At 65.1% G+C, this 5,523-nt stretch carries 2 protein-coding genes and 1 pseudogene; all 3 read left to right on the top strand.

The genetic code is table 11. The features are described from left to right. Positions 1–730: 730 nt before the first annotated feature. Positions 731–3,514, top strand: coding sequence for a CDP-glycerol glycerophosphotransferase family protein (locus ACIRU3_RS47210; RefSeq protein ID WP_404070560.1), 2,784 nt, complete (start codon positions 731–733; stop codon positions 3,512–3,514). Continuing rightward, positions 3,511–4,671 carry a glycosyltransferase gene (locus ACIRU3_RS47205; RefSeq protein ID WP_404070558.1) on the top strand — a complete coding sequence of 387 codons (1,161 nt, stop codon included), beginning with the start codon at positions 3,511–3,513 and terminating at the stop codon, positions 4,669–4,671. The genes ACIRU3_RS47210 and ACIRU3_RS47205 overlap by 4 nt, the downstream gene beginning before the upstream one ends. 668 nt (positions 4,672–5,339) lie before the next feature. Beyond that, positions 5,340–5,523, top strand: a pseudogene (locus tag ACIRU3_RS47200) (ISAs1 family transposase); the annotation flags it as partial.

Here is a 5,523-nt window from a genome sequence, read left to right as displayed (position 1 = left end):
CCGGCCACGGCCCCGAGAACATGGCCACCCTGCGCAACACCGCCCTCAACCGGCTACGCGCCACCGCCGCCACCAACATGACCGAAGCCGTCCGCGACCTGTCCTACGAACCCTTCACCGCCCCGCTCGACCTCCTCGGCATCCCCCGATGACCAACGGAAACACCCAAGAAATCCGACTTTGCAAGAGCCCTGCCGTGTCGACCGTTGCGCACGAGCCCGACGTCGGTGTCGTCGTCATCGTCTACGACACGGACCGGGCAGCACGGGCAAGTCCTCCACTTTCGAGGGGGCGCCATCACCCAGGTTGCATAGTCCTCATCTGCGAAAACAGTCCTCGGAGCCGTGGGCACACGAAACCGGGGACTGTTCATGCCCAAAGCCCCAGCGCGATCCGGGGATTCACTCGACCCGCTTGCCCACCGAATGATGAACTCGGGGACCAGGACGAGGACGGAGGACAATCACCAGCCTTTGGTGCCGTGGAACCCCAGCACAGCATGCAACGACCCCACCGCCTCCGAGGGACAAAAGGGTGAACCGACCGGCCGATCAACCATCCACGAACTCTCACGAATCGAGGCCGGCACTCCCAGTCATCGTCTTCCAGCGTTCTCGACGGGTAATTTGCTACGATCTGCACTGTTTATTCGCGAAGTAGTCGCGGATTGCCGAGTACGCAGTTGGATCACTTTCCCGGCACCGCGAGGCTCATGGAAAAGGAAGGTGGCATGGCCGAGGCGGATACTCCTGACGTGAGCGTCACGATCATCGTCTACAACGACGAGGGGCGGCTGCCACAGGCCGTCCGGACCGTACTCGAGCAGACGCTGCACAACCTTGAAGTGATCATTGTCGACGACTGCTCCACAGACTGCACCGGCCGTGTGGCCAGACAACTAGCAGCGTCCGACTCCCGGGTCCGCTACGAACGGCTGGAGCAGAACAGCGGAGGTTGCAGCGCCCCGCGTAACCGGGGCATCGAGCTGTCCCGGGCCGCCTATCTGATGTTCCTCGACAGCGACGACACGCTACCGCGGCACGCCTGCAAGAGTATGTTGACTGTCGCGGAAGAGACGGCCGCCGACTTCGTCACCGGCGAGGTGGTCCGACTCTTCGAAGAGACCGGCCTGACAGAGTTCTGGTATCCTGATCTGTTCACCGAGCAGCGGGTGGTACGTGGCATTCGGTCGGCACCGGGCTACCTTTTCGACCATCTGTCCACCAACAAGCTCTACCGTGCCGACTTCATCGCCCGGCACAACCTGCGCTTCCCCGAGGGCATCCACTACGAGGACCAGCTGTTCTGCGCCCGGGCGTACACCGCCGCCAAGACGTTCGCCGTGGTCCCATGGGCAACGTACACCTGGCGGCTGGCCCCGGGGAGCCAATCCATTTCCTCGAGTCGGCACAAGATCCAGAATGTAGTAGACCGGATCGCGGTCGCTCGCATGATCGACGCACACCTCGCGGACTCAGGCAACGAGGATCTCCAAGCCGAGAAGGACTACAAGTTCCTCAAGCACGACTTCCGGCTGTACCTCGGCGACCTCCCCTTCCGCGACCCCGCCTGGCGGGCTGAGTTCATCGACGTGGTACGCAGCTACCTCGACGGCATTGCCGAGGAGGCCTACGCCCGGCTCAGCCGTGAGGAGCGTATCTGTCTACATCTGCTGCGCACGGGCCGCACCGAAGAGGCCGCCGCCGCCGCCCGGATGCTGGGTCGGCCCCAAGTGGCACCGCGCCATGTCGTCGCCGAGAACGGCAAGGTCTGGTGGGGCTCCATGGTGCCCGCCGACGAGGCAGGCCGGCGCGAGCTGGAGATCACCACGTGGCGGCTGCACGATCAGGCGTTCTCCACCGGCAGGCTGCGCTTTGAACTGGAGGCGGTCGAGCCCCTAACCGGCGCCCGGCTCCGGCTGAGGATCCGCGCCTACGATCCGGCCGGGCTGCTCGACGAGCAGACTGGTACCGCGTTGCGGCTCGCGACGACCGGCCCGGCGCTCGAGATCCCCTTGCATCTGCGGCCGATGGGCGCCGGAGAGTACCTCAGCGAGGCGCTGCTCGACATCCGGACCGTGCCGATGCGCCTGGTCGGGTATGCCGGACGCCGGCATCTCGTGGTCGCCACGACTCGCGGGGAGACACAACGGAACGACCTCCTGCTCGCTCCCCGAGACCTTCCCGAGCTGCGTGCGAGGGTTACCAGCCCGTCTGTCGGCGCACACATGGTAAGTGTGCGTTCCGAGGGCCGCGGCGCCGGACGGCTGGAGATCGAGTGGCGGCGGGCGGGCGTGTTGGGCCTGGCTGAGCCCCTGGGCCCGCGGGTGCGAGCTGTCAAGCGCAAGGCGAAACGAGTCAAGCGGCTCCTCACGGGACGCGAGGCCAAGATGTCGCTGTACGACGTACTGGCCCGATTGCCGGTGCGCAAGGACCTGGTGGTCTTCGAATCCATGGAGGGCCGCGGCTACGCCGACAACCCGCGGTACGTCTACGAGGAACTGTGCCGCCGCAACCTCCCGCTGAAAGCGGTCTGGTCCTGCAATGGCGACGCTTCGTCGTTCCCAGAAGACGTTACGCTCGTGGTCCGAAACAGCTGGTCATACGTCAGGGCACTGGCCCGCGCCCGGTACTGGGTGGACTCGCACAACCTGCCCCACCTCTACGACAAACCACAAGGCACACGCTATCTTCAGACCTGGCACGGCCAGACGCTGAAAACCATGGGCTTCGACGTCCCACAACTGCGCATGTCGCCTCCTGCCGTGCGCCAGCGCCACCGGGATTCGGTCGCTCGTTGGGACATGCTGCTCTGCCCGAGCACGGAGTTCGAGCGGACCTTTGTCCCGGCGAACGAGTACACCGGGGAGCTGCTTCGCTCAGGCTATCCACGCAATGACGTCCTGGTGCGATGGCACGAGCCCGAGCAACTGGACCGCGCAACCCAAACCCGTGAGAAGCTGGAGATCCCTGAGAATCGCAAAGTACTGCTTTACGCACCGACATTCCGAGATGCCAGCCGCAACTCGGGCCGGCCGGTCAGAATCGACCTCGAACGGCTGGTCGACGAAATCGGTGACGAGTGGGTGCTCGTGGTGCGGGCCCACTACTACGACCGATTCACCATCCCGCCCCGGCTCGGCCACGCGCTGCGCAACGGCGCCGGATTCGCCGACGTCAACGACTTGATGCTGGTCTCGGACGCGCTGCTGACCGACTACTCGTCCTTGATGTTCGACTACGCCAACCTCGGTCGTCCGATCCTGTTGTACACCGACGACTACGAGGACTACAGGAGAGTGGAGCGCGGCACCTACTACGACCTCGAAGAGATCGCTCCGGGACCGATACTGGCCACCACCGAGGAGCTGACGGCCGCCTTGCGCAACCTGCCAGACATCGTCGAGGAACACGCCTGGCGGTACGCCAGATTCCAGGAAATGTTCTGCGGCTATGAGACCGGAGAGGCGAGCAAGCTGGTAGTCGACGCGTTTTTCGAGGACCGGCAGCCATGAGAGACACAGTCAGCATGCCGGTGCGAAACATCTTCCTGGTCGGTATCGATGTCGATTCCATGGGCGGTTCCCAGCGGGTTCTGCATACCCTCGCCCAAGGAATGGGCGAACGAGGCCATCGGGTGGAGTTGATCGGCATCCGGCCCAGTCCCGAGCCGTTCCGGTACAACCGCGAGCCGTCGTACCGGCACACAACCCTTTATCCCGAACCCGCCCAGCCAGTTAGGTCCTCCCGGACGCTCACGCAGCGGCTCAGCCCTGCCCGGCGTCTCGCCGCACGCCGCGCCCGCGCCGATCGCGACTTGGCACGCGTCAGGCTGACCGCCAGCCTGTCAGCGGTCAGGGAGGGATATCTGGTGATCGGCTCGCCATGGGCGGCGGACTGGATCCTCAGTCTGGGCTGGCAGCACCTCAAGGGCATCGGTCAATATCACGAGTCGTTCATGCAAGCCCAGGCCTCTGCCAATCTTAAACTGATCTTGCGCCACTACCCGCTGCTCGACAAGATGCTGGTCCTCAGCCAGGATGACGCGGTGCAGTTCCGAAACCGGCGGATGCCCAACGTCTCGGTGATGCCCAACCCGCTGCCCTTTTGCCCGGACGAGGCGGCTCCGCTGGACACGCTGCGACTCGGGGCGGTCGGCCGACTCGATCCGGTCAAGCGCCTCGACCGGCTCATTGAGGCGTTCGCGACTGTCGCCCCCGAGCGGCCGGGCTGGGAGCTGCACCTTTTCGGAGAAGGCCCGATGGAGGATGACCTGCGCGCGGAGGCCGTCAGGCTCGGAGTCGGCGAGCGGGTTCTGTTCCGCGGCACAATTTCAGATATTCGGACAGCATACCAGGAACTGTCCCTGGTCTGTGTCACGAGTGAAAGAGAGGGCCGTCCGATGTCGCTTGCCGAGAGCTCGGCGTGCGGCGTGCCGTGTGTCAGCTTCAATCTTTCCGGTGGCGTGCGGGACCTGGTCGAGCATGAGAAAACCGGCATCTTGGTGCTGGCCGGCGACGTCCCCGCGTTCGCAGCGGCGCTCGGCGAGCTAATGGACGACCACAAACGTCGTCTCCAATACGGAGCCGCCGCCCGCGAGCACATGTCGGCTCTGGCACTGCCGAACGTACTGGACCGATGGGAGCGGCTGTTCATCGAGCTGGACCGCTGACCAGCAGTAAGCATTCAGAAGGTCCTGATCGGTTCGCCGTCTGACCAGGGCTCTTGCAAAGTCGCCGTGATTTTGTGAATGGGCTGGTCAGTTGAGGTGTGACCGGATGTGCCGAAGCTCCGTTGATGTGGGTGAGCTACCAACTCGCCTGCAAACAACGGAGCTTCGGTGATTCGTGAGTCTGCCATGCCTGCGTTCGTCCTGTCGCGTTCCGTCCTCCCGACGGGTGATGCGGTGGAGGCTGTCGATCCGCGTGCTCGTCGTGGACGCCGGTACCCGCTGGTCGCGCTGGTGAGAGCGGCGGCTTGAGCGGTGGCGGCGGGGGCGCGTCCGTATGCGGCGGTGGGGCACTGGCTGCGGCGGGCGCCCCAGGATGCTCTGGCCCGGCTGGGTTTCCCGGTCCGTGGCGTGCTGGGGGTGCGGCCGGCCGCGTCGATGGACACCGTCCGCAGAGTCGTCGAGCGCCTTCACCCCGACGGTCTGGCCGTGCTGCTACGGCCCGCCGGTACGAAGCGTGACCGTCCAGTGCGGCTGGCCGCAGACGGGAAGAGCGCCCGGGGCTCGCGCACCCGGACGCGGACCGCGGCTCATCTTTTGGCCGTCATCGACCAGGTCGTCGCACAGCTGCGGATCCCCGGCAAAACAAATGAGGTCCCTGCCTGCGCGAGGTGCTCGGCCCGCTGGACATCGAGGGCGCGTGGGTCAGCGCGGATGCGCTGCACACGCAGCGTGAGACCGCCCGGTTCCTGATCGAGAACAAGAAGGCCCATTACCTGCTCATCGTGAAGCTCAACCAACCCACCCTGTACGGCCGTTGTCGCCATCTGCCCTGGCAGGAGGCCACTGCGAAGT

The sequence above is a fragment of the Streptomyces sp. NPDC101151 genome (assembly GCF_044768335.1).
Taxonomy (GTDB): domain Bacteria; phylum Actinomycetota; class Actinomycetes; order Streptomycetales; family Streptomycetaceae; genus Streptomyces.
The sequence above is the reverse complement of the archived record's forward strand: the minus strand, read 5'-3'. Positions and strand labels throughout refer to the sequence as shown.